At 71.8% G+C, this 26,592-nt stretch carries 24 protein-coding genes; 7 read left to right on the top strand and 17 right to left on the bottom strand.

The annotated features are described in order from the left end of the window. The first annotated feature begins 1 nt into the window (after position 1). A complete protein-coding gene (locus AB0K82_RS33385; RefSeq protein WP_364404722.1) occupies positions 2-2,068 on the top strand; it encodes a protein kinase in 2,067 nt (688 codons plus the stop codon). A 100-nt stretch (positions 2,069-2,168) separates the two neighbouring features. Beyond that, on the top strand, positions 2,169-3,572 hold the full coding sequence (locus tag AB0K82_RS33380) for a class II fumarate hydratase (RefSeq protein ID WP_364404720.1): 1,404 nt from the start codon (positions 2,169-2,171) through the stop codon (positions 3,570-3,572). Between the two features lie 278 nt (positions 3,573-3,850). Here the strand turns inward: AB0K82_RS33380 and AB0K82_RS33375 are convergent, their stop codons facing one another. The 8 genes from AB0K82_RS33375 to AB0K82_RS33340 all read right to left on the bottom strand — a co-directional run bounded on the left by AB0K82_RS33375 (position 3,851) and on the right by AB0K82_RS33340 (position 12,403). Beyond that, positions 3,851-4,315 carry a hypothetical protein gene (locus tag AB0K82_RS33375; protein ID WP_364404718.1) on the bottom strand — a complete coding sequence of 155 codons (465 nt, stop codon included), beginning with the start codon at positions 4,313-4,315 and terminating at the stop codon, positions 3,851-3,853. A gap of 301 nt (positions 4,316-4,616) precedes the next feature. Then, positions 4,617-5,093, bottom strand: a complete 477-nt coding sequence (locus AB0K82_RS33370) for a transglycosylase SLT domain-containing protein (RefSeq protein ID WP_364404716.1) — start codon at positions 5,091-5,093, stop codon at positions 4,617-4,619. Between the two features lie 386 nt (positions 5,094-5,479). Then, positions 5,480-6,319: a lytic transglycosylase domain-containing protein gene (locus tag AB0K82_RS33365; RefSeq protein WP_364404715.1), complete on the bottom strand. Its 840-nt coding sequence runs from the start codon at positions 6,317-6,319 to the stop codon at positions 5,480-5,482. A 585-nt stretch (positions 6,320-6,904) separates the two neighbouring features. Then, positions 6,905-8,212, bottom strand: a complete 1,308-nt coding sequence (locus tag AB0K82_RS33360; protein WP_364404713.1) for a PhoH family protein — start codon at positions 8,210-8,212, stop codon at positions 6,905-6,907. A gap of 162 nt (positions 8,213-8,374) precedes the next feature. Continuing rightward, positions 8,375-9,139 (bottom strand): isoprenyl transferase, encoded by a 765-nt coding sequence (locus AB0K82_RS33355; protein ID WP_364404711.1) that lies wholly within the window; start codon positions 9,137-9,139, stop codon positions 8,375-8,377. A gap of 37 nt (positions 9,140-9,176) precedes the next feature. Then, positions 9,177-9,797: a hypothetical protein gene (locus AB0K82_RS33350; RefSeq protein WP_364404708.1), complete on the bottom strand. Its 621-nt coding sequence runs from the start codon at positions 9,795-9,797 to the stop codon at positions 9,177-9,179. A 268-nt stretch (positions 9,798-10,065) separates the two neighbouring features. Further along, the gene (locus AB0K82_RS33345; RefSeq protein WP_364404706.1) at positions 10,066-11,601 is read right to left on the bottom strand and encodes a phosphoenolpyruvate carboxykinase; all 1,536 of its coding nucleotides are present in this window, start codon (positions 11,599-11,601) and stop codon (positions 10,066-10,068) included. Positions 11,602-11,878: 277 nt separating this feature from the next. Then, positions 11,879-12,403 (bottom strand): hypothetical protein, encoded by a 525-nt coding sequence (locus AB0K82_RS33340; protein WP_364404704.1) that lies wholly within the window; start codon positions 12,401-12,403, stop codon positions 11,879-11,881. A gap of 114 nt (positions 12,404-12,517) precedes the next feature. On the opposite strand from AB0K82_RS33340, the gene AB0K82_RS33335 reads away from it, so the two are divergent. Then, the gene (locus AB0K82_RS33335; RefSeq protein WP_364404702.1) at positions 12,518-14,047 is read left to right on the top strand and encodes an MFS transporter; all 1,530 of its coding nucleotides are present in this window, start codon (positions 12,518-12,520) and stop codon (positions 14,045-14,047) included. Next, entirely contained in the window at positions 14,028-14,645 is a 618-nt protein-coding gene (locus tag AB0K82_RS33330; RefSeq protein WP_364404700.1) for a TetR family transcriptional regulator, read from the top strand. Before AB0K82_RS33335 ends, AB0K82_RS33330 begins: the two co-directional genes overlap by 20 nt. A gap of 12 nt (positions 14,646-14,657) precedes the next feature. On the opposite strand, the gene AB0K82_RS33325 is transcribed toward AB0K82_RS33330, so the two are convergent. The 4 genes from AB0K82_RS33325 to AB0K82_RS33310 form a co-directional block, all read right to left on the bottom strand. Beyond that, positions 14,658-14,981, bottom strand: coding sequence for a helix-turn-helix transcriptional regulator (locus AB0K82_RS33325; RefSeq protein ID WP_364404698.1), 324 nt, complete (start codon positions 14,979-14,981; stop codon positions 14,658-14,660). Then, positions 14,956-15,321 (bottom strand): type II toxin-antitoxin system RelE/ParE family toxin, encoded by a 366-nt coding sequence (locus tag AB0K82_RS33320; protein ID WP_364404696.1) that lies wholly within the window; start codon positions 15,319-15,321, stop codon positions 14,956-14,958. The genes AB0K82_RS33325 and AB0K82_RS33320 overlap by 26 nt, the downstream gene beginning before the upstream one ends. A gap of 49 nt (positions 15,322-15,370) precedes the next feature. Next, a complete protein-coding gene (locus AB0K82_RS33315; protein ID WP_364404694.1) occupies positions 15,371-16,525 on the bottom strand; it encodes a C40 family peptidase in 1,155 nt (384 codons plus the stop codon). 210 nt (positions 16,526-16,735) lie between these two features. Beyond that, positions 16,736-18,721: a thioredoxin domain-containing protein gene (locus AB0K82_RS33310; protein ID WP_364404692.1), complete on the bottom strand. Its 1,986-nt coding sequence runs from the start codon at positions 18,719-18,721 to the stop codon at positions 16,736-16,738. 166 nt (positions 18,722-18,887) lie between these two features. Between AB0K82_RS33310 and AB0K82_RS33305 the strand changes: the two genes are divergently transcribed. Then, a complete protein-coding gene (locus tag AB0K82_RS33305; RefSeq protein ID WP_364404691.1) occupies positions 18,888-19,214 on the top strand; it encodes a hypothetical protein in 327 nt (108 codons plus the stop codon). Between the two features lie 101 nt (positions 19,215-19,315). Here AB0K82_RS33305 and AB0K82_RS33300 read toward each other — a convergent pair whose 3' ends face one another. Further along, the gene (locus AB0K82_RS33300; RefSeq protein WP_364404689.1) at positions 19,316-20,080 is read right to left on the bottom strand and encodes an MBL fold metallo-hydrolase; all 765 of its coding nucleotides are present in this window, start codon (positions 20,078-20,080) and stop codon (positions 19,316-19,318) included. Positions 20,081-20,253: 173 nt separating this feature from the next. Here AB0K82_RS33300 and AB0K82_RS33295 point away from each other — a divergent pair, with 173 nt between their 5' ends. After that, on the top strand, positions 20,254-20,802 hold the full coding sequence (locus AB0K82_RS33295) for a hypothetical protein (RefSeq protein WP_364404688.1): 549 nt from the start codon (positions 20,254-20,256) through the stop codon (positions 20,800-20,802). A 157-nt stretch (positions 20,803-20,959) separates the two neighbouring features. Here the strand turns inward: AB0K82_RS33295 and AB0K82_RS33290 are convergent, their stop codons facing one another. From AB0K82_RS33290 to AB0K82_RS33275, 4 genes are read right to left on the bottom strand one after another with little or no spacing between them, the layout of a single operon-like run. Further along, positions 20,960-21,586 (bottom strand): hypothetical protein, encoded by a 627-nt coding sequence (locus tag AB0K82_RS33290; RefSeq protein ID WP_364404686.1) that lies wholly within the window; start codon positions 21,584-21,586, stop codon positions 20,960-20,962. 18 nt (positions 21,587-21,604) lie between these two features. Next, positions 21,605-22,882, bottom strand: a complete 1,278-nt coding sequence (locus AB0K82_RS33285; protein WP_364404684.1) for an ABC transporter permease — start codon at positions 22,880-22,882, stop codon at positions 21,605-21,607. Continuing rightward, entirely contained in the window at positions 22,879-23,613 is a 735-nt protein-coding gene (locus AB0K82_RS33280) for an ABC transporter ATP-binding protein (RefSeq protein WP_364404682.1), read from the bottom strand. Before AB0K82_RS33280 ends, AB0K82_RS33285 begins: the two co-directional genes overlap by 4 nt. After that, positions 23,610-24,806, bottom strand: a complete 1,197-nt coding sequence (locus AB0K82_RS33275) for an HlyD family efflux transporter periplasmic adaptor subunit (protein ID WP_364404680.1) — start codon at positions 24,804-24,806, stop codon at positions 23,610-23,612. Before AB0K82_RS33275 ends, AB0K82_RS33280 begins: the two co-directional genes overlap by 4 nt. Positions 24,807-24,995: 189 nt before the next feature. Between AB0K82_RS33275 and AB0K82_RS33270 the strand changes: the two genes are divergently transcribed. Beyond that, positions 24,996-26,480, top strand: a complete 1,485-nt coding sequence (locus AB0K82_RS33270) for an efflux RND transporter periplasmic adaptor subunit (RefSeq protein WP_364404678.1) — start codon at positions 24,996-24,998, stop codon at positions 26,478-26,480. The last annotated feature ends 112 nt before the right edge of the window (positions 26,481-26,592 follow it).

Genomic DNA, 26,592 nt, shown 5'->3' with positions numbered 1-26,592 from the left:
CGTGGCCGAGTCTCAGGACCGCTTGCTCTCCGGTCGCTACCGGCTGATCGAGGAGATCGGCCGGGGCGGCATGGGCGTCGTCTGGTGGGCGCACGACGAGGCCGCGGACCGTGAGGTCGCCGTCAAGGAGGTCCACCTCCCGCCCAGCCTGAGACCCCGCGAGCGGCTGAACCTCATCAAGCGCACGAACCGCGAGGCGATGTCCGCGGGCCGGCTGAACCACCCGAACCTCATCGCCATGTACGAGGTGGTGGTCGAGGACGACCGTCCCTGGCTCGTCATGGAGTACGTCGCGGCCCGGTCACTGGAGGACGTCTTCGTCGACGACGGCCCGATCTCCCCCGTCCGCGTCGCGGACATCGGCCGGCAGTTGCTCGACGCCCTGCGCGCCGCGCACGAGGCCGGCATCGTCCACCGTGACGTCAAGCCCAGCAACGTCCTGCTGGAGAACTCCGGGCGGGTGGTCCTCACCGACTTCGGCATCGCGACGTACGAGGGCGCCACCACCCTCACCCAGTCGGGGACGTTCATGGGCTCCCCCGCGTACGTCGCGCCGGAGGTCGCCCGCGGCGAGCGCGCGTCGCCCGCCTCGGACCTGTGGTCGCTCGGCGCCACGCTCTACGCCGCCGTCGAGGGACGCCCCCCGTACGCCTTCGAGACCGCGATGGCCACGCTCAGCGCGCTGGTCACCGCCGAGCCCGACCCGCCGGTCCGCGCCGGACAGCTGCGCCCGCTGCTCGACGGGCTCCTGCAGAAGGATCCCGTACGGCGGCTGACGGCCGAACGCGCCGCCACGCTGCTGGCCGCGACCACGGCGCCGCCGCTGCCGCCCCGGCCGGCGGAGGCGTCGCGCACCCGATCGAGCAGACGGTCCAGCCATGAGTGGTCCAGCCGGGAGCAGTCCGGCCTCCGGCGGACCGGCCGCCCGCAGCCGACCCCGCCCGGCTTAGGCGCCTCCGGCCGGGCGCGGACCACTCCGCCCGCGCTCGGCGGCTCGGATCGCGCGCGGACCACCCCGCCGGCTCTCGGCGGCGCGGACCGTGAGCGGTCCGTTCCACCCGCTGCCGGGGACTCCGATCCGGCGTGGTCCGCTCCGTCCGGCGCCGAGGGTTCCGAACGGGCTCGGTCCGGTCCGCCCGCCGCCGGAGATTCCGAGCGGCCGCGGTCCGACCCGCCCGCCGCCGGAGGCTCCGAACGGCCGCGGCCCGGTCCGCCCGCCGCCGGGGACCACGGTCGCCGGCGCGCGCTGCCCGGCCTCGGCCGGACCGGCGCCGCGGAACAGGTCGCGCCGGGTCTCGCCCCGCCTCGCCGGGCCCAGCCCACGCCGCCTGGTCCGGGACGCCCCGGACCAGGCCGGACCAGCCGGGATCTGCCGACGATCGGGGCGCCGGGCCGGGCGCCCGCGCAGTCGACGGCGGGCTGGCTGCCCGTCCCGAGACCGGAGGGCCCCGGCGCGCCGGACGCCGGATCCACCCGCGGCAGGCATCGATGGCTGAACCGGCGGGGAGCGCTCGCCCTGGTGACCGGCGGTGTGCTGGCCCTGGCGGTGGCGGCCGGCGTGCTCGCCGGGCTGAACGGCTGGGCCGGCTCGCGGAACGCCCCTTCCGGCGACCGCCCGTCCGCCACCTCCCCGGCCACGGCGCCCGGGAGTCCCGCCGCCACCTCGTCCCCGCCCCTCCCCGCGTGGTCCCCGGCGGCGCTGCCCGCCACATTGCTGGACGCGTCGGACCGGCCCGTGTCGCGCCGGGTCGCGAAGCGAAGCGGCACCTGGCCGGACGCGCCGACGCTGACGCTCAGCGTTCCCGACCACGGTCGCCGCGTCGGTGTCCTCCTCGTATGCCGGTCCGGTGCCCGCCGACTGTCGTTCACGGCCTACGCCATGGGCGCTTCCGGCCGAACGGTGCACGGCGAGTGCGCGGCGAACGGTCGCCGGTTCGCCGCGCCGCCCGAGCTCCGGCTTCCCGCCGGCGCCGGACGCGCCCGGGTCCGCGTACGCCTGCGCCGCGGCCCGGAGGCCGCCACCGGCCCCGTCGAGTGGCTCGCCGGAGCGTACGAGTCCCTTCCCTGACGAAGTGAGCCGCGCTCGGGTCCCTGCCGGGAATACGGCTGGCACTCCGTGAGTCGGGTAAGGACGGGGACGATGACGACTGCTACCCGGAGAACGACCCATGAGTGAAGCGCAGGAGTTTCGTGTCGAGCATGACTCCATGGGGGAGGTGCGCGTTCCCGCATGGGCGAAGTGGCGGGCCCAGACCCAGCGGGCGGTGCAGAACTTCCCCATCTCGGGACAGCGGTTGGATCGTGCCCACATCGCCGCGCTCGGTCACATCAAGGCGGCCGCCGCGAAGGTCAACGCCGAGCTCGACGTGATCGACAAGGGCATGGCCGACGCGATCGCGGAGGCGGCGCTGGAGGTCGCGAACGGCGACCATGACGCGCACTTCCCGATCGACGTCTTCCAGACCGGCTCGGGGACCTCCTCGAACATGAACACCAACGAGGTCGTGGCCACGCTGGCCGAGGAGCGGCTCGGACGGCCGGTCCATCCGAACGACCACGTGAACGCCTCGCAGTCGTCCAACGACGTGTTCCCGTCCTCGATCCACATCGCGGCGACCGGGCTGGTCGTGGACGAACTGCTCCCCGCCCTCCGGCACCTGGCGGGCGCGCTGGAGCGCAAGGCCGAGGAGTTCGGGTCCGTCGTGAAGTCGGGACGGACGCATCTGATGGACGCCACTCCCGTCACGCTGGGCCAGGAGTTCGGCGGCTACGCGGCCCAGGTACGGTACGGCGCCGAACGGCTGGAGGCCGTGCTGCCCCGGCTCGCCGAGCTGCCGCTGGGCGGTACCGCCGTGGGCACCGGCATCAACACCTCCCCCGGCTTCGCCGAACGCGTCATCGCCGAGTTGGCGCGGGTCACGGGCCTGCCGCTCACCGAGGCCCGGAACCACTTCGAGGCCCAGGGAGCGCGCGACGCCCTCGTCGAGACGAGCGGCGCGCTCAAGACGATCGCGGTCGGCCTCACGAAGACCGCCAATGACCTGCGCTGGATGGGCTCGGGGCCGCGCGCCGGGCTGAGCGAGATCCGGCTGCCCGACCTGCAGCCCGGTTCGTCGATCATGCCCGGCAAGGTCAACCCGGTGATTCCCGAGGCGGTCTGCCAGGTCGCCGCGCAGGTCATCGGCAATGACGCCGCGATCACGTTCGGCGGCGCGGCGGGCAACTTCGAGCTGAACGTCATGCTGCCGATGCTCGCCCGGAACATCCTGGAGTCGATCCGCCTGCTGGCGAACGTCTCCCGGCTGTTCGCCGACCGGTGCGTCGAGGGCATCGAGGCCGACGCCGACCGGTGCCGTGAGTACGCCGAGTCGTCGCCGTCGATCGTCACGCCGCTGAACCGGTACCTCGGGTACGAGGAGGCCGCCGCGGTCGCCAAGCAGGCGCTGCGGGAGCGCCGGACGATCCGCGAGGTCGTCCTCGAGCGGGGTCACGTGGACGCCGGCCGGTTGACGGTGGAGCAGCTCGACGCCGCTCTCGACGTCCTCGCGATGACCCGGCCCGCCGGTTCCTGACCCGGCTCCGATCCCGGCCCGACCCGCCGGTTCCCCGACCCGACCCGGTCTGCGGGTTCCGCGACCCGGCCCGCCGGTTCCCCGACCCGGCTCCGATCTCGGCCTGGCTCGCCGGTTTGCGACCCGGTCCGCGGGTTCCACGACCCGGCCCGCCGGTTCCGCGACCCGGCCGGCGGGTTTCCGGCCCGGTCCATGGCCGTACGGGGCGCTGCGGGCCCGGCCCGGTCCGGCCGGCCCGTGCGGCCGGCCGGATCCTCGCCGTATCGGTGCGCACCGGATCAGTACCAGCCGGTGGCCGCCGAGTGACCCAAGGCCGCGCAGGGATTCCCGTAGCGGCTCTGGATGTAGCCCAGCCCCCACTTGATCTGGGTGGCCGGGCTCGTCCGCCAGTCCGAGCCGGCGGTGCGCATCTTGTCCGCCGGCAGCGCCTGCGGGATGCCGTACGCGCCCGACCACGGGTTGCGGGCCCGGTGGTTCCAGCTGCTCTCGCGCATCCACAGGCGGTCGAGGCACTGGTACTGCCGGTACGACCAGCCGTGTTCGACGAGGAACGGCAGCGCGAGCACCCTGTTGCGCTCGGAGATGGACAGCTGCGGCTGCCGGGGCGGCACCATGTCGGGCCACGCGTGGGCGGGTACCGCGCCGAGTGCGAGGGGCTCTCCCGTGAGTCCGGTGATCAGGGCGGCGGCGCTGCCGAGCGCGGCCACGCCGCTCCGGGAGAGTCCCGTCAGTTTGAGGTCCAAGTCGGCTCTTCCGTCAGCCGGGGCGCCGGTCACGCTCCGAGCGGGCCTTCACTCCGCCGTCGGCTGCCCTGCGGGCGACCGGGCCACCGGACGGCGCCCCGCGAGGGGCGCCGTACGCGACGTTTCGCGCTTCGGAGTGACGGTGACGGAGAGTCCCGGCCGGGAGCGGTCCGTCACCACGCCATGACACGTTCCGTGACACGCCCGGCTCGACACCGCTCCCGGCTGCGTTTGTGCCGCTCTTTTACCGAGTTGTTGCCGCCGATCAGGAGTGTCGCGGTGAAGCGGCGGCCGATCGGTCTCAGTACCAGCCGGTCCTGTGCATGTGTGACCATGCGCGGCAGGGCGTCGTGTAGCGGCCCTTGATGTACGCCAGACCCCATTTGATCTGGGTCGCCGGGTTGGTCTTCCAGTCCTTGCCGGCGCTGCGCATCTTCTTGCCGGGCAGGGCCTGGGGGATGCCGTAGGCGCCCGACCAGGGGTTGTGCGCCTTGTGATTCCAGTTGCTCTCGCGGTTCCAGAGCTTTACCAGGCAGGTGAACTGGCTCTTGTACGTGCGCGTCCACCGCTTCTTCACGAGCGGCTTGGCGATGCGCTCGTTCCGCTGCTTGCGGGTGAGCTTCTTCTGCGCGCCGGCGGTGGCGAACCGTGCGGCCGCCGTGGTCGGCGCCGTGGCCTGGGCCGGTGCCTCGGCGGCGAGACCGATGCCGAGGCAGATGCCGAGGGAGAGGACGACGGCCTTGACCACGGAGTACCCATGCGGGCGGTTGGGGAACAAGAAGGACCCTTCGTCAGCCGACGCGCCGGTCGCGCGGCGAGCGGTGTCCGCCTCGGCCGAAGCAGCCTTCGTGGAGCGGGAGGAAGGCGACCGGGCCATCGGCGGCGTCGCTGTCGGACGCCGTGTCCGGCCGTGAGGGACGGCCGGATTTCCGAGGCGGTGCGGCGGATGTTCCGCCGCGCCGGCACCGCGGGCGTTGCGCGTTCCCGCGGGTGGCGCTCCGCAGGCGTTTCCGGCCCTGCGGGTGGTGCTCCGCGGGCCGTTTCACGATCCCGCGGATGGCGCTCCGCAGGGCTGTCCGGTCCTGCGGGTGGAGCTCCGCGGGTGTTTCAGGGACCCGCGGGCGGGGCCCGGCGGCCGGTGGCCGCCGGGCCGGCGGAGGCCTGTCAGTACCAGCCGGTGCTCTGCGAGTGCGCCCAGGCGCCGCAGGGGGTGCTGTAGCGGCTCTTGATGTAGCCGAGGCCCCACTTGATCTGGGTGGTGGCGTTGTTCTGCCAGTCGGGCCCGGCGCTGGACATCTTCGAGCCGGGCAGCGCCTGCGGGATGCCGTACGCGCCGGAGGGGTTGGCCGCGTGCACCCGCCAGCCGCTCTCGCGGTTCCACAGGTTCACGAGGCAGCCGAACTGCGTGCTCGGGTCGAATCCGTAGCTCGGCAGCAGCTTCTTGGCGATCTGCTGAGCCTCGCCGGCCGGAACGGGGTTGCCGGCGCTGCCCCCCGGCGGCGTGGGCGTGGGGGTCTTGGTGGGGATCGGCTCGCCCTTGGCCAGCAGCGACGGCCGGTCCTTCTCGCTCCGGGCGGCCCGGAGGGCGCGCTTCTGCAGTTCCTTGCGGCGCGCGGTCTCGAGGCTCTTGCGCTGCTGCTCCGTCATCGGAGCCGGTGCCTGCGCCTGGGCCTGGGCCTGGACCTGCTGGGCCGGGGGTTCGGCGGACTTCTTGCCCGAGCCGGAGTCGCCGCCGGTGAGCGCGAAGGCGGCGGTGCCACCGCCGACGACCACGGCCGCCGCGGCGGCGATCGCGCCGATCTTCAGCAGCCTGCCCGAGGAGCGGCGGCCGCGGCCCGCCGACTCGGATCCGTCGTCCCCCGGACCGCCGGGGCCGTTCGGCGGCAGCGGGCCGCCGGGAGGAACCGCGCCGAGGTCGTGGCGGGTGTCCGCGGGGTCGTAGTCGTGGTGAGTGGCCGCGAAGCCATCGGCCGGGGCGGTTTCGGCCGTCCCCGGGAGGGGCATCGCAGAGGTGGCGCCTGAGAGATCCGGCCGCACGGGCTGCGGCGCAAGGGGAGAACCGGCGACCTTCACGTCCTCGGCGGACGGGAGCTGGTTCTCGGGGAAACGAGCGTCGCCGTGAGGCTCCGTGCCGTCTTGTCGATCGTCTCGCCCGGGGGACCCGAAACGGTCTCCGTACAAGGCGGTCCTTCCGACGGTCGTACGCGCATGGGCACGCGTACGAGTGCCTTCACCCCCGGTGCCGTCGCGGTCTCCGGCGCGGCACCCTGGGCGGGCATGCCTCCCGACGTACGGCGCAGGGGGGACGCGCCGGGACCGGGGGGTGTCCCACAGGAGTGCTTACGGCGGACAACACTGCATTAAGACGGGGGGTACTGCGCAACCGGAATGGCGTGACTGATCTCACGCCTAATCGCGCCACAGTGGACACATGCGGCCGAATACCCGCGACCAACAGGGAGTTCGTATGGTGGCGCGATCGTTATGTGATGTTGGTCACACCATGACGCTTCCCGCGCGCACGACTCCGTTCCGTGACGAAAACGGGGCTCCCCCGCATGAGATCGGGGGAGCCCCGCCGTCGTCCGATCAGACGCCGACGTCGCCGAGCGTCTCCGTCACGAGGGCGGCGATCTGCGAGCGCTCGGACCTGGTCAGGGTCACGTGCGCGAACAGCGGGTGGCCCTTGAGCTTCTCGACCACCGCCACGACGCCGTCGTGGCGGCCGACGCGCAGATTGTCACGCTGTGCGATGTCGTGGGTGAGCACCACGCGCGAGCCGGTGCCGATGCGCGACAGCACGGTCAGCAGTACTCCGCGCTCCAGCGACTGCGCCTCGTCGACGATCACGAACGAGTCGTGCAGCGAGCGGCCGCGGATGTGGGTCAGCGGCAGGACCTCGAGCATGCCGCGGTCGAGGACCTCCTCGACGACCTCGGGCGTGGTCATCGCCGACAGCGTGTCGTAGACGGCCTGGCCCCAGGGCGACATCTTCTCGTTCTCGGTCCCGGGAAGGTAGCCCAGCTCCTGGCCGCCGACCGCGTACAGCGGCCGGAAGACCACGACCTTGCGATGGCTGCGGCGTTCGAGGACGGCCTCCAGGCCGGCGCAGAGCGCCATCGCGGACTTGCCGGTACCCGCCCGCCCGCCGAGCGAGATGATGCCGATGTCCTCGTCCATCAGCAGGTCCAGCGCCACCCGCTGCTCGGCCGACCGCCCGCGCAGGCCGAAGACCTCGCGGTCGCCGCGCACGAGCTGTACCGACTTGTCGGGCAGCACGCGCCCGAGGGCCGAGCCGCCGGTCGAGATCAGCCGGAGCCCGGTGTGGCACAGCAGGTCGCGCGCCGAGTCCAGCTCGAGCCGGCCCGCGTCGTACAGCTCCTCCAGCTGGTCCGGCGTCACCTCGAGCTCCGCCATGCCCGTGTGACCCGTCTCGACGACCGTCTCGGCGCGGTACTCCTCCGCCGCCAGGCCGACCGACGCGGCCTTCACCCGCAGCGGCAGGTCCTTGGACACGAGTACGACGTCGTGCCCCTCCTGGGACAGTGACAGCGCCACCGTGAGGATCCGGGTGTCGTTGTCGCCGAGCCGGAACCCGGCCGGCAGGACGGACGGATCGGAGTGGTTGAGCTCGACTCGGACCGTTCCACCCTCGTCGCCGATCGGCAGCGGCTCGTCCAGGCGGCCGTGGGCGACGCGCAGGTCGTCCAGGGTGCGCAGGGCGTTCCGAGCGAAGTAGCCGAGTTCCGGGTGGTGGCGCTTGGCCTCGAGTTCGGTGATCACGACGATCGGGAGTACGACCTCGTGCTCGGCGAACCGGGTCAGCGCCCCGGGGTCGGCGAGCAGAACGCTGGTGTCGAGGACGTACGTGCGCCGGGTGGCGGCAGGTGTGGCCACTCGTTCTCCTTCGGGCACCTGCCCAGGCGGGTCGCCTGGGAGAGCGCCCTTTCCTCGGGGGGACCTGGTACGACGCTAGGCCGAGGGAACCGCCCGAGAACAGATGCGCACCGAGTGGTCGACCGGCCGAAACCGGCCGTTCGGTAACGCTCTACAGAGGGTTCAGAAGCCGTAGCGCCGATGCCTCGCGGCGTAGGAACGAATCGCCCGCAGGAAGTCGACCTTGCGGAAGTCAGGCCAGAAGGCCTCGCAGAAGTAGAACTCCGAGTGGGCGCTCTGCCAGAGCATGAAGCCGGACAGGCGCTGCTCTCCCGACGTCCGGATGACCAGGTCCGGGTCGGGTTGGCCGCGGGTGTACAGATGCTCCGCGATGTGCTCGACATCGAGGATCTCGGCCAGTTCCTCGATGCTGGTGCCCCTGCTCGCGTGTTCGTGCAGGAGTGAGCGCACCGCATCAGCGATCTCACGCCTACCTCCATACCCAACGGCGACGTTCACAATCAGGCCAGAAGCGTCAGATGTGCTTTCGGCCGCCTGCTTCAGCACACGTGCGGTTTTGTCGGGCAGGAGGTCGAGCGCGCCGACCGGCTGGACGCGCCAGCCGCCCTGGGCGGCCAGGTCCTCCACGGTGTTCTCGATGATGGCCAGCAGCGGGTCCAGCTCCTGCGCCGGCCGGGTGAGGTTGTCGGTCGACAGCAGCCACAGCGTGACCACTTCGACGCCCGTCTCCTGCGACCACTGGAGCAGTTCGGAGATCTTGTCGGCGCCCCGCTGGTGCCCGGTGGCGACGTCGTGGTGCCCCATCGATCGCGCCCACCGGCGGTTGCCGTCCAGGATCACGCCGATGTGGCGTGGCGCGGTGTCCGGGCGGAGCCTCGTCTCAAGCCGTCGTTCGTAGAGCTTGTAGACCAGGTCTCGCAAACCCATATGCGCGCACCTTCTTCGTCGACGACGCCGGGGGGGATTAGTAGTCAATTATCGCCCTAGACGGCGCATGCCGGGCGCGTACCGGTGAACTCGTGACAACGTCTCGGTAATCGGCGCCTACGAGCCGGGCCTCGACCACCAGGGCCGCCAGGAGGTCGGCGAGCTCCGCCGAGGTCAGGACCGCGCGCACGCCCTGGCCGTCCGGGCCCCATGCCTCCACGACGGCGCGCCGGGACAGCCGCCACTCACCGCCGCGGTGGTCCGGGCCGGACAGCCAGGTGCACGTCGTGCGCAGCGTGCACCGGAGTTCGCCGGTGCCGGGCGTCTCGCCGCGGTCCCGGCGCCGGAACGCGAACAGCTCGGGCTCCCGGGAGACGGGCCGATGGCCCTCCACGGCGTCGGTGGCGGCCGGGGGTTCGGGAAAGCGATCGGCCGCGTCGGGCCAGGCCCTGGCCACCGGTGAACCGTCGACGCGAGCGTCGGCGACCCGGCGGGCGAGCGTGGCCAGGAGGTACCCGCAGCGCTCCCCCACCACGCCGAACGGCCGGCCGTCGCGCTGGAGTTCGAGCGTGACCTCGTACGGGGTGCCCGCCCGGTCGCGGACCGGAACCATGATCACCTCGAGCCGCGACCCATCGACGCAGCGTAGTTCTCCCACATGGGTAAGCGTAGATTGCTCGTTTGCTCCAGATCGAGACGTCGCGGGATGCTTGACCCGACGCTGACCCGCCCGGACCTGATATTTCGCCGCTCACGCGGACGGCGGGGCGGCAGACCCGGCCCGGATACCGCCGACCGACGCGGGACCTCGCCCGGCCGCGGAGCCGACCGGCATAGGACCTGACCCACCGGCCATGGAGCCGACCGGCGTGAAACGCCCCGGCGGCGGTGTCCCGCCGCCGGGGCGTACCCCATCCCCGCGTTGCTCAGCCGATCGACTTGACGATCGCCTCGTCCAAGCCCGCGAAGGATGAGAGGTATTCCCGACGCTCGGCTTTCAAACGCTCGACCATGGCGTCGTACTCCTCCATCCGGCCCTGGCGCTCGTACAGCCGCCGGGGCTGGAGGATCTCGATGTCGTCGATGCCGGGTACGGACGACGCGATCTCGTACCCGAAGTCCGGGTCGTCCTCCCACTCGATCGTGCCCTCGACGATCGCCTGCACGATCGCCGACGAGTGCGGGATCTTGACCTTCTTGGCCCGGTCGTCGCCCTCACCGCCGCCGACGCGGCCGGTGTTCAGGACGAAGACCTTCATCTCGTGGCTGTCGAGCAGTTCGAGCATCCGGTTGCCCATGTCGGCCATGTCGCGCGGGAAGAACGGGTTGGTGCCCGGCACCCGCAGGAACTTGCCCTCCTCGTCCTTGCCGCCGGCGCTCGTGCCCGTCGTCTCGCCGAGCATGAAGTACGCGGCCGCCTGCGCGCGGTCGAGCCGGGCCACGCCCGGGACGATGTTCTCGTTGCGGTTCAGGATGAGCAGGAACTCGGCGGGCTCCACCTTGTCGGCCGGCCACGGGTCGACGTACTTGAACGGCCAGGTCGTCCGGCCGTTCTTGGTGTAGGACGTGTCGAAGAAGTCGACCTTGCCGTCGGCGTCGACCGAGACGTTCTCCAGATAGGCGTCGGGTTTCACCGTGGCGTGGTAGATGGTCGGCTCGAATTCGGGGTCCAGCCCGAAGGTCTTGGCGAAACAGCCGTTCTCGGTCGTGTAGACACGGCCTTGCGGCATCAGGGCGATGAAGTCGTCCTGCACGGGCTTGCTGCCGAGCTGGGTGGTGAAAGTCGTCGTCGTCTTGCCGGTGCCGGACAGGCCGACGATGAGCACCGTCTTGTTTTCACCGCCCACCGGGATCACTTTGCAACCCGCGTGCAGGGAAAGGCCGCCGCGCCCATAAACGATGTTGTTCCACATCCGCAGGCCGCCCTTCTTGGACTCACCGAAGTAGTCCGAATTGAAGACCCGCGTGATGTCGGCGTTCAGGTCGACGGCGATGAGCCGGTCGTTCGGGTAGCCCTCCATCGGAAGGTTCGGGGTGTACACCACCGTGGTGTCGGGGTCCCACGTCGCCGGCTCGTAGTCCGCGTCGACCGGGTAGTAGAGCTGCTTCTGCATGCCGGCGATGTTGGCGTTCGACGCCTCGATGACCAGGCGCGCCCTGGTCCGGAAGCCGGGATCGCTGCCGATGTAACCGTCCACGACGACGACGTCGCGGCCGGCGAGGTACTCGTCCTGTGCGGCGGCGACGCGGTCGTACTCCGCCCGGGTGATCGTCTGCTTGGTGGTGTTGGTGGAGTCGTCGACGATGTAGGTGGACTTGGCGCTGCGGCTGTCCACGCGGGCCTTGACCACCACGTTGCCGAACTCGGTCACCTGGGAGTTGGGCATCTTCTCGGTGAGTTCGCGCAGCCGGGCCGCGGTCGGATTCCACTCGACCGACCCGGCCTTGACCTCATACGCCACGATCGCTCCTTCGCACGGGGACACCCGATGGTTGATGTCGGGATTTGTTGAGTGTACCCACGCGCGGCATTTTGAACATCCCCCGGCAAAGTGATCTCAACCGCAAGGAAGGTCGCTATAGGAGGATTGGTTTAGACCTTTGGATTAGACCACTGGATTAGACCTTTGGCCTAGACCGGGCCCGACAATTCTTCTTTTGTTTCGAGCATGTTTCGGCTTTCTCGATTAAGACACCGGGAACGAAGGGCTCCGGAGAGCCCTCGGCGCGCCGGGCGGCTCAGAGCCGAGGGCCGGCGGCCCGTGCGCGCTCGACGTGCAGCAGCGCGTCCCGCAACTCGGCCAGCCACTCGTCGGCGTTCTTGCCGACGAGACGGACGCACCAGGCGAGCGCGTCACTGCGGCTGCGCGCGACGCCCGCGTCGACCAACGTGTCCAGGACCCTGCGCTCAGGCTGACGGAGCCTGGTCATCACCGGGACGGACAGCGTCGTGAACATGACCTTCTCGCCGCCGCACTCGACGCCCCAGGAGACCTTGCGGGCGAAGCGGTGCTCGGCCTCCCGGGCGATGTCGACCCGGCGATCCCGGGTGTCCTCACGGAACCGCTGGATCAGACCGGCGATCGCCTCGGAACGCTCCGCCTCGGAGGTGCCCTCGGCGAGCGCGGGCTCGGCCAACCGGCCGATGACACTGATCTCCTCGCGGTCGAGGACGACCCGCGGCGGCTCCTCGAACCACCCGTCGGGCAGCCGGCCGGAGAACCACCCGCGGAGCTTCTCCTCCGCGCCTTCCGTCGTAGTCATGTAATCATGATTACACAGCCTTCCTCCCCAGCCAAGAGCTCCCTGGCGTTGACAGGGACGCAATTTTGAGAGTTACTGTCATTTCAGTGTCTCAATCATTAGGGAGTAACCATCATGACCTCACTCGGCGGTCGGCGGTGGTGGGTGCTGGCCGCCCTCGTCGTCATCCTGCTCGCCGTCAGCCTCGACCTCACCGCGCTCAACATCGCCCTCCCCACGCTGTCCGCGCAGCTCGGCGCGGGAACGAGCGCCCTGCAGTGGATCATCGCCTCCTACACCCTCGTCTCGGCCACCCTCCTCATCCCCGCCGGGCTGATCGGCGACCGGTACGGCCGGAAGAAGACGCTGCTCGGCGGCCTGGCGCTCTTCCTCGTCGGCTCGCTCATCGCCACGCTCGTCGCCGACCCCGCCGGTCTGATCGCGGCCCGTACGCTCATGGGCATCGGCTCGGCGGCCATCACAACGCTCGCCATGTCGGTGCTGGTCGTGGTATTTCCGCCCGAGGAGCGGCCGAAGGCCCTCGGCGCCTGGGCCGCCGCCTCCTTCCTCGGTCTGCCGCTCGGGCCGATCATCGGCGGCTACCTGCTCGACCACTTCTGGTGGGGCTCGATCTTTCTGATCAACGTCCCCGTCGCGGCGGTCGCCCTCGTCCTGGGGTTCGTCCTGATCCCCGAGTCCCGGGCCTCCTCCGCCCCCCGGCCGGACTTCGCCGGGCTGCTGCTGTCCACCGGCGGCCTGGTCGCCGTGGTGTACGGCACGATTCAGAAGGAGGAGTACGGCTGGTCGAGCCCTGCCGTGTGGGGCGTGATGGTGGCCGGCGCGGTCGCGCTCGTCGCCTTCGTCGCCTGGACCCGGCGCGTCGCCCACCCGCTGATCGACCTGCGCCTGTTCGCCGACCGGCGGTTCACCGGCGGGGTCGTCCCGGCGGCGCTGCTGACGTTCGCCATGTTCGGTGTCCTCTTCGTCGTCCCGCAGTACTTCCAGGCCGTGCTCGCGACGACCCCGCTCGGGTCCGGACTGCGGCTGCTGCCCCTCATCGGCGGGCTGGTGGTGTCCGCTCGCCTCGGCGCCCCGCTCGCCAAGCGGATCGGCCCGCGCCTCACCATCGCCCTCGGCGGCCTGGTGATCACCGCCGGGATGGCGTACGGCGCGACGACCACGGCCGAGTCGGGTTACGGTCTCGCAGCCGGCTGGCTGACGGTCGCGGGCCTCGGGATGGGACTGATGCTGCCCGCCTCGACGAACGCGGCCATGAGCGCCCTGTCGGCCGAGCGGGCGGGCGTCGGATCCGCCGTCGTCATGACCCTCCGCATGGTGGGAGGGGCGCTCGGGGCCGCCGTCCTGGGCAGCCTGCTGTCCGCGGGCTACCGGGGGCGGGTGGACGTCGCCGGGCTGCCGCCCGCGGCGGCCGAGGCGGCCCGGGCCAAGGTCGGAGGCGGGCTGGCGGTCGCCGAGCGCCTGCACGACCCACGGCTGCTGCACTCGGCACGGGCCGCGTTCGCCCACGGCATGGACGTCACGCTCCTGGTGGGCGCCGGGATCATGGTGTTCGCCGCGCTGCTCGCGCTGATCCTGCTCCCGCGTCGAGGTGCCGACGCGCCCGCTGATAACGGACAATCGACCCATGAGTACGTCTCCGCTTGAACGGTCTCTCGAACAACGCCTCGGCCTGCGCGAACGGAAGAAGCTCAAGACCCGGCGGTCCATCCAGGAGCACGCGCTCCGGCTCTTCCAGGAGCAGGGTTACGAGGCGACGACCGTCGAGCAGATCGCCGAGGCGGCGGAGGTGTCCCCCAGCACGTTCTTCCGCTACTTCCCGACCAAAGAGGACACCGTCCTCACGGACGAGTACGACCCGTTGATCCTCGAGGCGCTCCGCGGGCAGCCGGCGGAGTTGGCCCCGACGGAGGCGCTCCGCAACGTCCTCCGCGAGCTCATCGGCGAGATGCTGGCCGCCGACCGGCAGCGGATCCTCGACCGGAGCCGCCTGATGCTGGCCGTTCCGGCCCTGCGCGCCCGTCAGTGGGAGCAGACCAGGGAGACTCAAGAGAGGATCATCGAGGCGCTCGCCGAGCGGCTGGGCCGCCCCGTCGACGACTTCGAGCTACGGGCGTTCGGCGCCGCGCTCATCGCCGTGTGGGAGACGACGCTCCTGGCCTGGGTGGAGAACGGCGGCGAGGACGACATCCTGGCGCTGCTCGACCACGGCCTCGACTACCTCACCGCCGGCTGCCCCCTCTGACGCATCCATTCGTCAGGCCGCGTGCGGCACGATCGACACCACCAGATCGGCATCGAGCGCATGCGCAAGACGTTCGAGCAGGCCGATGGTCGGAGTCGCACCACCGGCCTCCAGCCGTGACAACGCGGGCTGCGTCATCCCGGCGCGGCGTGCGAGCTCCACCTGAGACAGGCCGAGGGCCAACCGCCTCTCCCGTACGGCCTTGCCGAGTTCGTAGGCACGATGCGCCTCTTCGTACGCCTCTTGAAATTCCGGCTCCTGCCGCTTGGCGGCCATGATGTCGTCCCACCGGTCATGCTCTACGGCCATCTCACTCCACCTCTCGATCGAATACATCGACATGGGTGTCGGTGTGCTCGGCCTCGCAAACCTTCTGCGCTTGCAGCGCGCGAGCCACCTCGGCGGCTTCTATCTGGCGGGTCTTACGAAACACCGTCAACAGCACGATGCGACGCCTAGGAGCAAGCCAGTAGGTCAGCCTGGTCTGCTGACCGCCAAGGTAGAAGCGGAGCTCCCGGAGCTTCCCGCCAAGATGCCGCGAGTAAGGCTCGCCGAGGGTCTCGGCGTTCTCCGCCAACAGTCCGACTGCGAAGTCCACTCGGGCAAGATCCCGGAGCGGCAAACGCTCGAGCCAGGCGCGGACCTCCGGCTCCACTTCGACGCTGAATAAGCCCATGCATCCGACGGTATATGCATCATGCGCTATACGCAATCCTCGGCGCGGGTCAGGCCTTGGTGGCGGCGAGCTGGGGGTTGACCCGGATGACGCCCCAGAAGTTGGTCAGGTAGACGTCCTGGATCTGGATCCGGGTGCCCGTGTGCCGGGCGACGACCATCTTGTTGTTGCCGATGTAGATCGCGATGTGCGAGACGCCGTTGAAGGTCGGGTCGTTCTTCCAGGTCAGCAGGTCTCCCGGCTGCGCCTGGTTGTACGGCAGCCGCCAGCCGGTGAACGCCTGGATGTCGGCCGTCCGCGGCATCTTGATGCCGGCCTGGGCGAAGGCGTACTGGACGAGGCCGGAGCAGTCGTAGCCGCCCTCGCGGTCGGACTCGCCGCCCCAGACGTACGGCATGCCGATCTTGGACTCGGCGGCCCGGATCACCGTGTTGACCTGGTCGGCCGTCATCACGCGGCCCGGGGCGCCGGCGGTGCCGCCGGGGACGGTCGGGCCGTCGAACCGGGACTCCAGGGTGGCCATCTTCGTGCCCTTGGGCAGCAGCTTGGCCAGTTGCTTGCGAAGCTTCGCGAGGTCCGCGTGCGGGGCGCTGACGAGCAGGGCGTTGTCGGACGGCATGCCGATCGTCTGCGCGGTGTAGTGCGAGACCACCGCGTCGACCTGGTCGATGCCCATCGTGGCGTAGGCGCCGACGCGCACGGACGTCTGGTGCGTCTGCCCGCCGATCTGGGTCTGGGACGCCAGCGGAATGCCGCCGTCCTGGCCCATCGTGAAGGAGATCGCGACGTCGCCGCCCGCGATGTTGTTCCACAGGGCGTCGGACTTGGCGCTCGCCTCGGGGGTGTAGGCGCGGAACGTCGACGGCTCGACGCCGAGCACGCCCACGCGCTTGCCGCCCACGAGCGCCCGCGCCGCGTCGACGACCTCCACGGCCTTGACGCCCTTCGCCTCGCGGACCTTCGCCACCGCGTCGGCGGGCAGCGTCTGCGCGGAGGCAATCAGCAGGTGCGGCGTAATCGTCTTCTGCAGCGCCGCGACCCGGTAACTCGTGCTGTCCGCTGCGGCGACATAGCGCCCGCCGGGGAGCCGCACGGTCGGAGCGTGGAACGGCCCGGCGGCCACGATCGCCAGATCGGCGGCGATGGTGGTGGCCAGCGAAAGGCCAACGACCGTCGGAAGCATGCGGCGGCTCGGCCAGCGCACGGCGCCCTCCCTCACTCCCCAGTGCGTTGTACGACTATGACCTACGACGGCGATGGTCGTCCAGAGACCCATATGCCTCATAAGCCACTGCTGTCGCCCGTTGGCAGGCGGGCGCCTGTTCTGAGGTAACACGGCCGTAAAGGAAAGATCAAGCCCGGCACTGATCTTTATTGACAGAGATTCCAATGAGTGGGCTTCCGGGCCGGCCGCTCACCGCCCGGAGGCCGCCCGAATCTGCTCCTGGAGGGCGCCGACCTCCGTGACCGGGAGCCGGCACGTGAAGTCGCGGCAGACGTACGCGGCGGGTCGCCCGTCGACGGGCGCGCGGCCCTCCAGCAGCGGCACTCCGGCGCCGACGGCGACCACCGCGGGCAGCGGGCTGAGCAGCGCGGCCCGGTGCAGGTCCCGGGTGCGCGGGTCCTCCGCCGGCCCGGCGACGGCGATCTCGAGCGGACCGGCGAGGGCCGCCTCCGTGACCGCGAGCCCCCAGCCCGCGAAGCGGGCGTGGCGCTGCGCCATCGGCGTCACGGGGCCGAGGGCGGCCAGAGCCGCCTCCCGGTGCCGGGCCGAACCGGTGAGCGCGGCGTACGAAAGGAGCGCGCCCGCCGCCGCGAACCGGCCGGACGGCGTCGCGTTGTCCGTCGGGTCCTGCGGGCGCTTCCACAGTCGCTCGGCGTCGTCGGCGGTGTCGTAGAAGCCGCCGTGCCCGTCGGCGAATCGCTCCAGGACGACGTCGAGCAGCTCTCCGGCGAACCGCGCGTGGCCGGCGTCGCCGGTCACGCCGTACAGCGCGATGAGCCCTTCGGCCAGGTCGGCGTAGTCCTCCAGGACCCCGGCGTTCGTTCCGGGGCTGCCGGCGCGCGAGGTCCGTAGCAGCCGCCCGTTCCGCCAGTGGGTCTCCCGGAGCAGCCGGACCGCCTCCTCGGCGGCGGCGACGAGGTCCGGCCGGTCGAAGTACGCGCCGCACTCGGCCAGGGCCGCGATCGCCAGGCCGGTCCAGGCGGCGACGACCTTGTCGTCGCGGCCCGGCGGGACCCGCCGGGACCGCGCGTCGAGCAGCGCGGCGCGGATCCGCGCGTACCGCTCGGCGTCATCGGGGTCCGCGCGCAACTGCAGGACGGAGGCGCCGTGCTCGAAGGTGCCCGCCTCGGTCACGCCGAACAGCCCGGCGGCGTACGCCCCGTCCTCCTCGCCGAGCACCCCGGACAGCTCCCCGGGCGTCCAGACGTAGTAGGCGCCCTCCTCGGGGCGGCCCTCGGCGTTCTCGCTGTCGGCGTCCAGGGCGCTGGCCAACCCGCCCTCCGGCGTGCGCAGCTCCCGCAGTATCCAGTCGCAGGTCTCCAGGGCGATCCGGCGGGCGAGCGGACCGCCGCTCAGCCGCCACCAGTGGGCGTACACGCGGGCCAGCAGGGCGTTGTCGTACAGCATCTTCTCGAAGTGCGGCACCACCCAGCGCTCGTCCACCGAGTAGCGGGCGAACCCGCCGCCGAGCTGGTCGTACATGCCGCCCCGCGCCATCGCCTCGAGCGTGCCCGCGGCGATCGCGAGGCCGTCGCCGCCACGCGCGGCGTGCCGCAGTAGGAACTCCAGCACCATCGACGGCGGGAACTTCGGCGCCGTGCCGAATCCGCCGTTCGCCTGGTCGTACGTCCGCGTCAGGTCCCGTACGGCGGCCTCCGGCACGTCCGGGGCCGGAGCGCCCTCGCCGCCGAGCGCGGTCGGCCCGGACAGGGCGGAGACGACCTTCTGCCCCTGGGTGATGACGTCGTCGCGCTTGTCCCGCCACGCCTGCGCCACCGCGCGCAGGAGCTGCTGGAAGTGCGGCCGGGGGAAGTAGGTGCCGCAGTAGAACGGCTCCCCGCCGGGCGTGATGAAGACGGTCATCGGCCAGCCGCCCTGGCCCGTCATCGCCTGGGTGGCCTCCATGTAGACCGCGTCGACGTCGGGGCGCTCCTCACGGTCCACCTTGACGCTGACGAACAGGTCGTTCATCAGCCCCGCCGTCGCCTCGTCCTCGAAGGACTCGTGCGCCATGACGTGGCACCAGTGGCAGGCGGAGTAACCGACGCTGAGCAGGATCGGCACGTCCCTGCGGCGCGCCTCCTCGAACGCCTCGTCCCCCCAGGGGAACCAGTGCACGGGGTTGTCCGCGTGCTGCAGGAGGTACGGGCTCGTGGCGTCCTTCAGTCGATTCATGGGTGGTCCCGCCGGTCGGTCGGTGCGTCTCATCCCCACCGTATCGATCTCGCCTGGCGCGTTCACCGACGCGGACCCGGCCCAGGACTTAACCTGTCGGCAGGGTCGAACAACGGTCGGAGTGTGCACAGTGGATCCGCTCTCGGTCTCAGCGCTCGTCACTCTCTTGTCGAAGATCTTCGACGGCACCACCGGCAAGGTCGGTGAACAGCTCTGGGACGACCTGACCTCGGTCGTACGGCGCGTGTTCGGCCGCCGCAGCACCTCGGTCGAGGCGGCCAAGCGTCTCGGTGAGCGCCCCGGCGACCCGGACGCGATGCGGGCGCTGGCCGAGGCCCTCATCGCCGACTCCGCCCGTGATCCGCAGGGGGCCGCGCAGATCCGCCACTGGGTCGCCCGCGCCGAGCGCGCCCTCGCCCCGGACGAGCCGGTCCGGGGCACCGTCAGCGGTACCGTCCAGGCCCGCGACGTCCACGGCGACATCACCTTCTGAGCCGCCGGCCGCCGCCGCTCCCGGTGGCAGGTGCGGCCGGTCGGCGCCTGACGCCGAGGTGCCGACCGCGTCGGCCGGTTCTTCCGGGGACCGGCACGGCGCTACGGCGTCAGGGTGGTGAAGGGCTCGGCGAAATGGGCCGTGGCCAGGGTGCCAGAACGCCTCCGGACCCGTTCCAGCAGCGCCACGCGGGTGGCGGCGGCGCGTTCGGGGTCCTCGTCGTGCGCGTAGCGGATGGCGGGGTTCACCAGCTGCACCGGGTGGTGCAGGACGTCGCCGCTCAGTACCAGCGGGCCGACCTCGACGGCCTGGTGTCCCGGCGTGTGGCCGGGCGTGGGCACCACGGTGATGCCCGAGGTCATCTCGACCAGGCCGTCGACCACTTCGAGGGCGTCGCCCAGCGGGCGTACGACCTGCTCCAGTACGGGTCCGCGGACCCAGTCGAGCTCGTCGCGCTGGATGAGGTACCGCGCGTTGGGGAAGGCGGGCAGGCCGCCCACGACCGCGCCGCCGGCGTGGTCGCTGTGCAGGTGGGTGAGCACCACCGCGTCGACGTCCTCGGGGCGCACCCCGGTCGCGGCGACCTCGGCCATGAGCGCGCCGGGCACGGGCGCCCACTCGGCGGCCGGTGATTCCGTACCGCCGACCCCGGTGTCGACCAGGATCGTACGGCCGGTCGGGTCGCGCAGCAGGTGGCAGTGGAAGTGCAGCACCCACTCCTCCCTGCCCACCACCGCCCAGTTCTCGGCGGTCGCGCCGAGGAACGTCTCATCCAGCGGCCGGCGCAGCGCGGGCCCCATGGGGCCCACCGCGTCGCAGAGCGGGATCACCTCGACGCCGGCGAAGACCTTCGGCGAGTGCGGCATCGGCGGGCTCCTGAGCGGCGACGACATCTCAGGCTCGAACGATAGCGAGGACCCACCGCGCGGCGCCGCAGGCCGGCCGTGGTGCGGCGGTGCGCCGGGGCGGCCGCATCCTGGAGGAACCTTTCAGCCAGGCCGAAGGCGGGCTCCAGGAAGATCGGCCATCATCGCGGCCCATGCGAATCCTCCATGGCGGAGCGATGCTGGCCTCGGTGGCCGCGCTCGCCGTCTGCGCGGGCTGCGGATCCTCCGGCGGCAAGGCGGCGTCCTCGCCGTCCGGGTCGGCCGGTAGGACGGGTGCGAACGGCTTCGCGGCCTACGCCGCCTGCCTCCGTCAGCACGGTGTCACCATCCCGACGGCCCGCCCCAGCGGACGGCCCTCCGGTCAGCCGGGACGACAGGGCGGCGGGTTCGGTCGCGGCTTCGGCAACATCAGTCAGGAGGCACGGGACGCCTGCCAGTCGCTCGCCCCGCAGGGACAGCGCCAGGGCATGCAGGAGCTGCAGGCGTTCCGCAGTTGCCTCAAGGACCACGGCGTGACGCTGCCGACCCCGACGCCGGGGGCCGTACGGTCGCCGGACGCGAACCGTACGCCGGGCGCCCGTCCGTCTCCGGGCATGCGTTACCTCGGTGGGCTTAAGACGTCCGATCCGAAGGTGGCGGCCGCGCTCAAGACCTGCAAGCCGCTGCTTCCGACCTTCTCCCCCCGCCCCTCGGCGAGCTGAGGGGCGGGGCGTCCGGCGGATCTCCGCCCAGCCGGACAGACCTCCACCGGACGTCCCCAGCCCGATACCGGGCCGTACGTGGCCCAGCGCCGGACCGTACGTGGCCCGGTGCCGGTGCCCGGCCGTGGGGTCGGGCACCGTTCCCGGCGCGGGTCCCTCAGGGCCGCTGGATCACCGTGGTCGCGGTCACGCTGCCGTCCTGGCCCGGCGTGCCCTGAACGACCACGGAGACACCGGCCTTGAGGTCCTTGGCCTTGGCGCTCTTGGTCACCGAGACCTTCGTGGAGCCGGTCGTCTTCACGCGCACGATCCCGTTGGCGGTCTGGACGTAGATGATGTCGCCGTCGACGAGCTTCACGGTGCCGGTCGTCCCGCCGCCACCGGGAGCCGCTTCCGCGCCGGAGCCGCCGGTCGGCGCGCCGCCCTGACCGGTCGCGCCACGCTGCCCCAGCGCGCCGCCCTGCGCGCCTCGGCCGCCGAAGCCGCCGCCCGCGCCCGGGAAGCCGGTTCCGTTCTGCCCGCCGCGGGCGAACTGCCCGAAGCCGGCGGGGGTCTGCTTCTTGCCCCAGTGCTGGTCCGCCTGCACGCCGCCGACGAACCCGGCGACGATCAGCACCCCGGCGGCCAGGACCATCGTGGCCGAGGGGATCCGGCGTTCCTTGCGCGGTTCCGCGGCCGCCAGCTCTTCGGCGAGGTTCCCGTCGAACGGTGAGGTGCGCAGCAATTCTTCCGGCGGCACCTCGTCGACCGGTGCGTCGCCGCCCTTGCGCCGTGTTCCAGGCACAGTCTCTCCCTACGCGTGTTATTCGTGGCGAAGTGCTTCGATCGGCCGGAGCTTGGCCGCGCGGTTGGCCGGGTAGCTGCCGAAGAACAGCCCGATCGCGACGGACACGCCCAGCGCCAGCGCGATCGAGCTCGGCACGATCACCGGCTGCACTCCCAGCACCTTGAACTGGCTGCCGATCACGCCCGCGGCGACCCCGAGCAATCCGCCGAGGAGGCTGAGGACGGTGGCCTCGACGAGGAACTGGCCGAGGATCGCGCCCCTCGGCGCCCCGATGGCCTTGCGGATGCCGATCTCCCGGGTCCGTTCGGTGACGGTGACGAGCATGATGTTGGTGATCCCGATGCCGCCGACCAGCAGGCTGATGGCCGCGACCGCGCCGAGCAGCACGGTGAACGTCCGGCTGCTACTGCTGATCGCCGACTGCAGGCTGGCCTGGTTCATGATCTGGAAGTCGGCGGTGTTGGACCCGGAGATGTCGTGCCGCTGGTTCAGGATGTCGGTCACCTCGGACTGCGCGGCGTCCACCGTCTTCGGCGACTTGGCCTGCACGACGATCTGGTTCAGCGCCCCGTAGCCGGTCAGGCTCTGCTGCACGGCCGGCAGCGGTGCGATGGCGACGTCGTCGGCGTCCTGGAAGCCGGACGAGCCCTTGGTCTTCAGCACGCCGACGACGGTGAAGTTCACCCCGCTGACGGTGATCTGTTTGCCCAGCGGGTCGACCGTGCCGAACAGGTCCTGCGCCACCGTGTTCCCGATGACCACGACCTTGCGGTCGTTCAGGACGTCGTCGTCGGTGAAGTACGTGCCCTGGGCCACCGGGTCGTTGGACGCCTCGAAGTACGCCGGGTACGTGCCGACGAACTGCTGGATCGCGTGGGCGGTCCCCTCGTACGTCGCGTTGGCGGACGACGCGGTCACCACGGGCGAGACGCTTTTCACCGAGGGCGCGTCGGTCGTGTCGGCCAGCGCGCGGGCGTCCTCGACGGTCAGGCTCTTGGCCTGCGCGCGGGGCCCGGTCTGCTGCGCCGCGCCGCCGGCCCCGCGGAGCAGCCGGGCGAGCCCGCCGCCCCCGCCCCCGCCGCCGCGGCCGCCCGACGTGGACGGCATGACGGTCAGGGTGTTGGTGCCGAGGCGTTCGATGTTCTTCTGCACCTGCTGGGACGAGCCGTTCCCGACCGCCACCAGCATGATCACGGCGCCGACGCCGATGAGGATGCCGAGGGTCGTGAGGCCGCTGCGCAGCTTGTTCGCGGCCAGCCCGCGCAGGGCGAACCTGAGGACTTCCAGCGTCATCGGTGCCACACCCCCGTCCCCGTCGGTCCGGGCGGCGGGCCGGCCACGGGCGCCGCGCGCCGGTCCTCGACGATGCGGCCGTCGACCAGCCGGATCACCCGCTTGGCGCGCGCCGCGACGTCGTCCTCATGGGTGATCAGCACGATGGTGCGGCCGTCGGCGCTGAGCCGGTCGAGCACGCCCAGCACGTCGTCCGTGGAGCGGGTGTCGAGGTTGCCGGTGGGCTCGTCGGCCAGCAGGAGCGCCGGCGAGGTCACCAGCGCGCGGGCGACGGCGACGCGCTGCTGCTGTCCGCCGGACAGCTCGTTCGGCTCGTGCCCGACGCGGTCGGCGAGGCCGACCTGGTCCAGCGCGGCCAGCGCCCGCCGCCTCCGCTCCGCGGCCTTGACGCCGCCGTACGCCAGCGGCAGCTCGACGTTGGCCAGGGCGCTCATCCGCGGGATCAGGTTGAACGACTGGAACACGAACCCGATGCGCCGGTTGCGCAGGATCGCCAGCCGCCGGTCGTCGAGCGCGCCGACGTCCATGCCGTCGAGGAGGTACCGGCCGCCCGTGGGGACGTCGAGACAGCCCAGGATGTTCATCAACGTCGACTTGCCCGAGCCGGACGCGCCCATGATGGCCACGTAGTCGCCCTCGTCGACGGCGAGGCGGACACCGCGCAGCGCGTGCACCGCCGTGTCGCCGGCCCCGTACACCTTGGTGACGTCCTGGACGTCGAGGACGGTCACCCCCGGCCTCCGCCGCGGGCGCCGCCGAAGCCGCCGCCGACACCGCCGCCGGCGCCGGGGAAGCGACCCGAGGGGAATCCGCCGCTGCCCGCCGTGGAGCTCAGCGCGATCAGGACCTGGTCGCCCTCCTTGAGACGCGACGTGATCTCGGTGCCCTGGTCGCCCTGGACGCCGATCTGCACGACCTGAACGACCTGCTTGCCGCCCTGCAGCACGGTCACCGTGCTGCGGCCGCCCGCGGTCCGGACGGCGGCGGTCGGGACGTACAGCACGTTCTCCGCCCGCGCCGTCGTCACCCGCACCGTGGCGGTCGCCCCGATGCGGAGCCCGGCGGGCGGGTCGGTGAGCGAGACGGTGACGCCGTACTGCACGACGTTGTTGGAGGTGGTCGCGGTCTGGTCGATGGCGGTGACCTTGCCGGACGCCTGGGCGCTCTGGACCGCGTCGAAGGTCACGGTCGCGCTCTGGCCCTTCTTGAGCTTGGCGACGTCGGCCTCGGTGAAGTCGCCGGTGACCACCAGCTTGGAGGTCTCGGCGATGGTCATGAACCCACCGCCGGATCCGCTCGACGAGCCGCCCGAACCGGCCGAACCCGACGAGCCGCCGGCCGCTCCACCGGCGCCGGAACCACCGGATCCGCCGGAGCCCGACGACCCGGAGGAACTGCTCGAAGAGCTGCTCGAACCGCTGGAGGACCCGCCGACGGTGCCGTTGACCGCGACGATGGTGCCGCTGAAGGGCGCGACGAGCTCGGTGCCGTCGAGGGCGCGCTGGGCGCTGTTGTAGGAGGTCTTCGCCTGCATGTAGGAGGAGTAGCCCGAGGCGGTCGACGTGTCGCCGGCCTCGGCGGCGTTCAGGGCGGCCCGCGCGGCCTCGAGGTCGTCCCGGGCGTTCGCGTCGTCGAGGGTGGCGAGAACCTGGCCCTTCTTGACCTTGTCGCCCACCTGAACGTTGATCTTGTCGACCGTACCGCTGGTCGCGAAGGAGAGGTCTTGGGAGCGGGCGCTGGCCACCGCGCCGGAGGCCGACACCGAGGCGACCACGGTGCCACGGCTCACCTGGACGGTCCGGCCCGGGGACGACGCGCCCGCGTCGTCGCTCAGCGAGAAGTACGCGACCCCGGCACCGCCCACGAGCAGAACGGCCAGAGCGCCGTTGATGAGCACGCTACGACGTCGGAGGAGGGATTTCACCGCCACAGCGTCCCGGAAACTGCTTGGGCGAACCTGATCCGATCCTGAGAGGTTTCTGTGAGCTCATAAGGCCGCGGTACGGGCTCCGAGGCCACGACCAGTGGCCGACCACGGTCGGAGAGGCCGCCTTCAGGGAACTTTGAGGATGGGCTCGGGTGCCTGTGACCTTCATCCGGCAGGATTCCGCGCGTGAACCGCCCGACCATGCGCGATATCCGAAGGCCACCGTGGCTCACCGCCGGTGCGGTGCTCATGCTCACGACCGGGGTGGTGGCCTTCGGCGACTCCACCGCCGCCGGCACGGCCTACGCCGTGGTGCGGCGCGGAACCGTGACGGCCACCGCCGGCGCCGCCGGCACCGTACGGAGTGCCGACACCCGCGAACTCGTCTTCGGGACCTCCGGAACGGTGCAGGAGATCGAGGTCACGCCGGGCACCCGGGTGCACGCGGGCCAGGTCCTCGCACGGCTCGACGACACGGCGGCCCGGGAGCAGGTCGCCGTCGCGAAGGCAGTGCTCACGGCGGCTCAGCAGACTTACGCCGACGCACTGCGTGTCTGCACCGGCGGCGGCGCGGGCTCCGGCGGCACGGGCGGCGGCGCGTCGAACGGGTCGGCGGGCGCGAACGCCGCGAGCGGGGGCACCGGGAGCGCGTCCGGGACGACGGTGCGGACGGCCGGCTTCCGGCGGCCTCGGCCGACGCGAAAGCCGGCCCCGACGCCCACCGGCACGTCGCCCACCCCGACACCCACGCCCACCCCGACACCCACGCCGACCCCGACGCGGCCGACGCCGACGCCTTCACCCACTCACTCGCGGCCGACCGGGCATCCCACGCCCACCGGCCACCCGACACCGACCGGCCGTCCGAAGCCGACCGGACGTCCCAAACCGACCGGGCGCCCGAAGCCGAGTGGCCGCCCGAAGACCGGCGGCAGGCCCGGCGCGGGCGGTGGCCGTCCCAGTACGGACGGCGGCCGTTCCGGCGCGGGGGGTGGCGGCGGCTGCCAGCCGAACGCCGCCGAACAGGCCGCCGCGAAGGTCACCCAGGCGGAGGTCAACGTACGGCAGGCCGAACGCACGCTGTCCGACACCACCCTCGAGGCGCCGATGGCGGGCACCGTGCTCTCGATCGCGGGAGCGGTCGGCGACCAGACCGGTTCGGGGAAGAGCGGCTTCCTCACGCTGGGCAACCTGGAAGACCTTCAGGTACGGGCCCTGTTCTCACTCGGTGACGTGGATCGGCTCAAGGTCGGCCAGCAGGCGACGATCGGACTCGGGATGTCGCCGAACGGGCGGTACACCGGGAAGGTGACGGGCATCGACCCGGCGGCCACCACCAGCGGCAACCTGGCGCGGGTGGGCGTGAACATCTCCCTGGACGACCCGCCGGACGGCGTGCTCGTCGGCATGAGCGCGACCGTCGACGTCGTGACCGCCCAGGCCCAGAGCGTGCTGTACGTCCCCGCCGACGCGGTGCGGACCGCGCCCGGCGGCAGGACCACCGTGCTCGTACGACACGACGGACGGGGCGTCACGCGGACGGTGAGCCTCGGGGTCCGGAGCGACCGTTACGTGGCGATCACCGGCGGCCTGTCCTCGGGCGACAAGGTCGTGCTGCCGACGGGCAACGGCCCGGACGGCTTCCCGGACGGCACCTTCCCCGGCGCCTGACGCCCGCCGGGCGCCGCCTGCCCCCACGGGCAAGGGCCCCGACGACCTCCCGGACCGGAGCCCTCCCCGGCGCCCGACGCCCACCGCCTGCCCGACGGGCGACGGGCGACGG

It is taken from the genome of Actinoallomurus sp. NPDC052274 (genome assembly GCF_040679475.1).
GTDB lineage: Bacteria > Actinomycetota > Actinomycetes > Streptosporangiales > Streptosporangiaceae > Actinoallomurus > Actinoallomurus liliacearum.
Note: the sequence above shows the minus strand (reverse complement) of the source record. Positions and strands in the feature narration are given on the sequence as shown.

Coding starts and splice junctions, on each gene's coding strand:
- AB0K82_RS33380 (WP_364404720.1), top strand. CDS start 2,169: ATGAGTGAAGCGCAGGAGTTTCGTGTCGAGCATGACTCCATGGGGGAG.
- AB0K82_RS33365 (WP_364404715.1), bottom strand. CDS start 6,319: ATGCCCCTCCCGGGGACGGCCGAAACCGCCCCGGCCGATGGCTTCGCG.
- AB0K82_RS33355 (WP_364404711.1), bottom strand. CDS start 9,139: ATGGGTTTGCGAGACCTGGTCTACAAGCTCTACGAACGACGGCTTGAG.
- AB0K82_RS33340 (WP_364404704.1), bottom strand. CDS start 12,403: ATGACTACGACGGAAGGCGCGGAGGAGAAGCTCCGCGGGTGGTTCTCC.
- AB0K82_RS33335 (WP_364404702.1), top strand. CDS start 12,518: ATGACCTCACTCGGCGGTCGGCGGTGGTGGGTGCTGGCCGCCCTCGTC.
- AB0K82_RS33330 (WP_364404700.1), top strand. CDS start 14,028: ATGAGTACGTCTCCGCTTGAACGGTCTCTCGAACAACGCCTCGGCCTG.
- AB0K82_RS33325 (WP_364404698.1), bottom strand. CDS start 14,981: ATGTATTCGATCGAGAGGTGGAGTGAGATGGCCGTAGAGCATGACCGG.
- AB0K82_RS33320 (WP_364404696.1), bottom strand. CDS start 15,321: ATGGGCTTATTCAGCGTCGAAGTGGAGCCGGAGGTCCGCGCCTGGCTC.
- AB0K82_RS33310 (WP_364404692.1), bottom strand. CDS start 18,721: ATGAATCGACTGAAGGACGCCACGAGCCCGTACCTCCTGCAGCACGCG.
- AB0K82_RS33300 (WP_364404689.1), bottom strand. CDS start 20,080: ATGCCGCACTCGCCGAAGGTCTTCGCCGGCGTCGAGGTGATCCCGCTC.
- AB0K82_RS33295 (WP_364404688.1), top strand. CDS start 20,254: ATGCGAATCCTCCATGGCGGAGCGATGCTGGCCTCGGTGGCCGCGCTC.
- AB0K82_RS33285 (WP_364404684.1), bottom strand. CDS start 22,882: ATGACGCTGGAAGTCCTCAGGTTCGCCCTGCGCGGGCTGGCCGCGAAC.